Source organism: Streptomyces oryzae, assembly GCF_017676365.1.
In the GTDB taxonomy this organism is placed as follows: Bacteria; Actinomycetota; Actinomycetes; order Streptomycetales; family Streptomycetaceae; genus Streptomyces; species Streptomyces oryzae.
This window is the reverse complement of sequence record NZ_JADKMA010000297.1, coordinates 1-5,678: the sequence shown is the minus strand read 5'-3', so window position 1 is coordinate 5,678 and position 5,678 is coordinate 1. Positions and strand designations below refer to the sequence as shown.

At 70.2% G+C, this 5,678-nt stretch carries 3 protein-coding genes and 1 pseudogene; 1 reads left to right on the top strand and 3 read right to left on the bottom strand.

The genetic code is table 11. From position 1 onward, the window contains the following. Positions 1 to 147: 147 nt before the first annotated feature. The 3 genes from ITI46_RS32780 to bldG all read right to left on the bottom strand — a co-directional run bounded on the left by ITI46_RS32780 (position 148) and on the right by bldG (position 4,344). A complete protein-coding gene (locus tag ITI46_RS32780) occupies positions 148 to 2,616 on the bottom strand; it encodes a sodium-translocating pyrophosphatase (RefSeq protein WP_209243590.1) in 2,469 nt (822 codons plus the stop codon). A 680-nt stretch (positions 2,617 to 3,296) separates the two neighbouring features. Continuing rightward, positions 3,297 to 3,866, bottom strand: coding sequence for an ATP-binding protein (locus ITI46_RS32775; RefSeq protein ID WP_209243589.1), 570 nt, complete (start codon positions 3,864 to 3,866; stop codon positions 3,297 to 3,299). A gap of 136 nt (positions 3,867 to 4,002) precedes the next feature. Next, positions 4,003 to 4,344 carry an anti-sigma factor antagonist BldG gene (gene bldG, locus ITI46_RS32770; protein ID WP_016473000.1) on the bottom strand — a complete coding sequence of 114 codons (342 nt, stop codon included), beginning with the start codon at positions 4,342 to 4,344 and terminating at the stop codon, positions 4,003 to 4,005. 189 nt (positions 4,345 to 4,533) lie between these two features. Between bldG and ITI46_RS32765 the strand changes: the two are divergent. Beyond that, positions 4,534 to 5,583 (top strand): annotated as a pseudogene (locus ITI46_RS32765) (DEAD/DEAH box helicase); the annotation flags it as partial. Between the last annotated feature and the right edge of the window lie 95 nt (positions 5,584 to 5,678).

The window sequence follows — 5,678 nt, the reverse complement described above, 5'->3', positions numbered from 1 at the left end:
ACGCCAAAGCGTCCCGCCCACCGGTCGGTTGACTGTGATTTATCTCGCTGTGCGGTCACGCGATCGTGCAGTCACGGTCGCCCGGTCGTGCGGTCGTGCGGTCGTGCGGTCGCGCGGTCGTTGCGGACGTGAGGAGCCGTCAGCCGGCTACGAGGCCGCCACCGGGTCCACCGGATCGGCAGGGTCCGCCGGATCCGCCGGTGCCTGTGGCTGCTTGGCCGTCCGCTCGCCGGTGTTCTCCTCCGTCACGGCGACCCCGCGGCGCTTGGAGACGTAGACGGCGCCGACGATGACCGCCACGGCCACCATCGAGACCACCACACGCACTCCCACGCTCTTGTCCTCGCCGTAGCTGAACTGCACCACAGCGGGCGCGATGAGCAGCGCCACCAGGTTCATCACCTTCAGCAACGGGTTGATCGCCGGGCCCGCGGTGTCCTTGAACGGGTCGCCGACCGTGTCGCCGATGATGGTGGCCTCGTGCGCCTCGCTGCCCTTGCCGCCGTGGTGGCCGTCCTCCACCAGCTTCTTCGCGTTGTCCCAGGCACCGCCCGAGTTCGCGAGGAAGACGGCCATCAGGGTGCCCGCACCGATCGCGCCCGCCAGGAACGCCGCCAGCGCGCCCACCCCGAAGGTGAAGCCCACCAGGATCGGCGCCATCACGGCCAGCAGCCCCGGCGTGGTCAGCTCGCGCAGCGCGTCCTTGGTGCAGATGTCCACGACCCGGCCGTACTCCGGCTTCTCGGAGTAGTCCATGATCCCGGGCCGCTCCCGGAACTGCCGCCGCACCTCGAAGACGACCGAACCGGCCGACCGCGAGACGGCGTTGATCGCAAGACCCGAGAACAGGAAGACCACCGCGGCCCCGAGCATCAGCCCGACCAAGGTGCTGGGCTGCGCGATGTCCACCAGCTCCAGCATCTTGCCCGCGCTCTGGTCCGCGTCGGTGAGCGCTTCGGCCAGCTCGGTGCGGTACGAGCCGAACAGCGCGGCGGCGGCGAGCACGGCGGTGGCGATGGCGATGCCCTTGGTGATCGCCTTGGTGGTGTTGCCCACGGCGTCCAGGTCCGTGAGGACCTGCGCCCCCGCGCCCTCGACGTCCCCGGACATCTCCGCGATGCCCTGTGCGTTGTCGGAGACCGGCCCGAAGGTGTCCATGGCGACGATCACACCGACGGTCGTCAGCAGACCGGTACCGGCGAGCGCCACCGCGAACAGCGCCAGCATCACCGTTCCGCCGCCCAGCAGGAAGGCGCCGTAGACGCTCAGCCCGATCAGCAGCGCGGTGTAGACGGCCGACTCCAGACCGATGGAGATCCCGGAGAGCACGACGGTCGCCGGGCCCGTCAGCGACGTCCTGCCGATGTCCCGTACGGGCTTGCGGGTGGTCTCGGTGAAGTAGCCGGTCAGCTGCTGGATGACGGCGGCCAGCACGATGCCGATCGCGACGGCCACGACGGCCAGCACCCGCGGGTCGCCGCTGTGCCCGAGGATCTCCTGCGCGTCGTCACCGGAGACACCCTTGAGGTCCGCGTAGCTGGACGGCAGGTAGGTGAACGCGGCGACGGCCACCAGCGCCAGCGAGATCACGGCCGAGATGAAGAACCCGCGGTTGATCGCCGTCATCCCGCTGCGGTCGGCACGGCGCGGCGCCACGGCGAACACCCCGACCATGGCGGTGAGCACGCCGATGGCGGGCACCAGCAGCGGGAAGACCAGCCCGTCGTTGCCGAAGACGGCGGTGCCCAGGATCAGCGCGGCCACCAGCGTCACCGCGTACGACTCGAACAGGTCGGCCGCCATACCGGCACAGTCGCCGACGTTGTCGCCGACGTTGTCCGCGATGGTGGCGGCGTTGCGCGGGTCGTCCTCCGGAATGCCCTGTTCGACCTTGCCGACGAGGTCGGCGCCGACGTCGGCGGCCTTGGTGAAGATGCCGCCGCCGACTCGCATGAACATCGCGATCAGCGCAGCGCCGAGGCCGAAGCCCTCCAGCACCTTGGGCGCGTCGGCCGCGTAGACGAGCACCACGCAAGCGGCACCGAGCAGGCCGAGCCCGACGGTGAACATTCCGACGACGCCACCGGTACGGAAAGCGATCTTCATCGCTTTGTGGGAAACCGCCGTGAGATCCGCGGGGATCTCCCCCGGTTCTCCCTTCTCCGGTCCCGCGGGGGTCGGCGCCGGAGTCGCCTCACGTGCCGCGGCAGCCACTCGGACATTGCTGCGCACCGCGAGCCACATACCGATATAGCCGGTGGCCGCCGAGAAAGCCGCCCCGACCAGGAAGAACAATGAACGGCCGATCCGCTGTTTCATATCGTCGGCCGGCAACAGCATGAGCAGGAAGAAGACGACCACCGCGAATACGCCCAGGGTGCGTAGCTGGCGCGCCAGGTACGCGTTCGCCCCCTCCTGCACCGCGGCCGCGATCTTCTTCATACTGTCGGTGCCTTCGCCCGCGGCGAGCACTTGTCGTACCAACACCAGGGCGACGCCGAGCGCTGCGAGCGCGACAACCGCGATCACGATCGCGAGTCCCCGGTTGCCACTGGTCAGTTCTGCGGCGTCCGCGAGGTGCTGGGGGTGGTGAAGTGGGCTGAGATGCCCCGCCATTCGTCCTCCTTGACGTTTGGCACATGGGCGCGCGCAAGCACGCTCAGGCGTCCTGCTGCAAAGATGTGGACGGATTGTAGGGAGCTGCCACTAGATCAAAACAGAGCGCAGCAGCGAGAATTCGCCGGGATCGGCGAAGATCAGCCGCCCCTGAAGCGGATAATTCGCTCGCACGAGGGAACGTGCAAATTCAACTGACGGCGGTAAAAACGATCTGTCGAGTGAACGAAGAAGCCTCGCCGCACCGGTTTAGGCGCTGGTCAGAAATGCCGTCCGAGACGCTCTGAAGATCAGCACCGAAGATCGCGGAAAACCACGCGGACGGCCGAACGAAAGATCAAAAAGCCCGCCCCGAGCCCGCTGCGATGTGGCGGGGTATGACGGGTGGGAATGTGGAGGTTCAGAGTGAACCCCGGGGAGACCGGGCGCCTGGGATGTGGGGGCGCTTGCGGGGTGGGCGCGCTTGTGGGGTGGGCGCGCGTGTGAGGTGGACGCGCGCGATGAGGCGGGCGCGCGCGATGAGGTGCGGGGCTGCGACGGTTGCCGCGGGTCTGTCGAGCCGCGCCAGCGCACGGTCGCCCTGCGCCGACGTCTCGGCCCGGAAAGAAGCTTCCCGCAGAGGGCGTCCGCTCAGAGCCGGTCAGGACGGTCAGGGCCCATCCGGGTCCGTCCGGGTCCGTTCAGGGGAGCACGGGCTCGGTGGTGGGCCAGCTCATCCGGATCACGCCGCCGTGCTCGTCGGTCGTCACCTCGACGTCGTCCACCAGCCCGCTGATCACCGCGAGCCCCATCTCGCCGTCGCCCTCATCCTCCTCGGCGACCGGCTCGGGGATCTCGTCGCGGGCTCCGGGCAGCAGCGCGCCCTCGGCCTCCACGAGACCGCCTCGGCCGCCGGGGCCGTTCCCGTTCTCCTTGGCCTTGGCTTCGGAGGCCGGGCCGGTCTGCGGCGCTGCGGAGGCGCCGGCGCCGAGGGTGCCGCCGGGCAGCGAGAAACGCCGGTGCGGCGCCTCGTCCCCCACCTCGATCGAGAACTTCTTCTCGTCCTCGATGAGCGCCACCCGCACCGGGCTGCTGAGGCCATGGCTCATGTGCAGCCCGACGGCACGCGTGCACGCCTCGCCGACAGCCAGCCGCACCTCGTCGAGCACGGCTTCGTCGACCCCGGCCCGCCGCGCCACGGCGGCGGCCACCAGCCGCGCCGTGCGGACGTGCTCCGGCAGCGCGCTGAAGAGCAGCTCAACGGTGGCCATGCCATCCCCCTCGGTTGTCCTGAGTGTCTGTGGGGCCCGCTCGGGGACTCGGAGAGCCAGGCCCCAGCGACCGGGCACCAGTCAACCGGTGAGCCGCCGGACCACCCCACGCGGGGCGGACCGGCGGCCCGGCACATCAGTCAGTGGCCGCTACGGCCTCGTCGACCGAGGAGTGGATCGGGAACACCTTCGTCAGACCGGTGATCCGGAAGATCTTGAGAATGCGCTCCTGGTTGCAGACCAGGCGCAGCGAGCCCTCGTGAGCGCGCACCCGCTTGAGCCCACCGACGAGCACGCCGAGTCCGGTGGAGTCGAGGAAGTCGACACCCTCCATGTCCACGACGAGGTGGTAACTGCCGTCGTTCACGAGCTCGACCAGTTGCTCGCGCAGCTTGGGCGCGGTGTATACATCAATCTCGCCACCGACCTCGACGATCGTGCGATCGCCGACGGTACGGGTCGACAGGGACAGGTCCACGGATCCTCCAGCACCTTGCTATCGAGCGGTCAGCCCCCTCGGTTCTCCCTCCCCCTGCCCTGACGGAGGGAGGTACCCCCAAAGGCAGGGGACGGATCGGCAGCCGCAGAGGCATTCAATCACTTACCAGCAGGCGAGGACGACGCCTTACGTCCATTGTCCGCCTCGCCAGTGACACACTCGGTACCGATGGCCAACGAACAGCACACCCGGTCCGCGAGCGTACGCCCGCGAGCCGAGCCTCACCGCTCGGCCTCCTGCGGCGACCCTCGCGAAGTGCTCGCTGGTCTCACCAGGGGACCGGACCGCGCCGGGCGTGTCACCCATACGGAGCACTTGCCCCCGCGAAACGGTCGCCATGCGCAATGGCCCGACCGGATCCGGCCGGAAGTGATCGACGCCGTACGACACGCGGGCATCGACCGTCCCTGGGAACACCAGGCGCGCGCCGCGGCGCACGCCCTCGACGGCGACTCGGTGATCATCGCCACAGGCACCGCCTCCGGCAAGTCCCTCTCCTATCTCGTTCCCGTCCTCAGCACTCTGCTGGACGGTTCCGAGGCCCCGAACGGCCGCGGCGCCACCGCGCTGTACCTCTCCCCGACCAAGGCGCTCGCCGCCGACCAGCGGCGCGCCGTGGCCGACCTGGCCGCTCCGCTGGGCACGGCGGTGCGGGCCGCCGTCTTCGACGGGGACACGTCGGTCGAAGAGCGCGAATGGGTGCGGCTGTACGCCAACTACGTGCTCACCAACCCGGACATGCTGCACCGCGGGCTGCTGCCCGGGCACACCCGGTGGTCCTCCTTCCTGCGCGCACTGCGCTATGTCGTCATCGACGAGTGCCATACCTACCGCGGCGTCTTCGGCTCGCACGTCGCCCAGGTCCTGCGCCGGCTGCGCCGGGTGTGTGCCCGCTACGGCTCCGAGCCCGTCTTCCTGCTCGCCTCCGCCACCGCCGCCGCGCCCGGCGAGGGGGCTGCCCGGCTCACCGGCGTACGGCCCGTCGAGATCACCGAGGACACCTCCCCGCGCGGTGAGACCGTCTTCGCGCTGTGGGAGCCGCCGCTGACCGAACTGGAGGGCGAACGCGGCGCCCCCGTCCGCCGCACCGCCACCGCCGAGGCCGCCGAGCTCCTCACCGACCTCGCGGCCCAGGGCGTACGCACCGTCGCCTTCGTCCGCTCGCGCCGCGGCGCCGAACTGATCTCCCTCATCGCCCAGGACCGCCTCGCCGCCATCCCCGCCCCCCGGCGCCCGGAGAACGGCGGCGGGACCGACGGCACCGACGGCACCGAGGACGCTGGCGAGACGCCTTCGGGGGCGGGGGCTGGGGC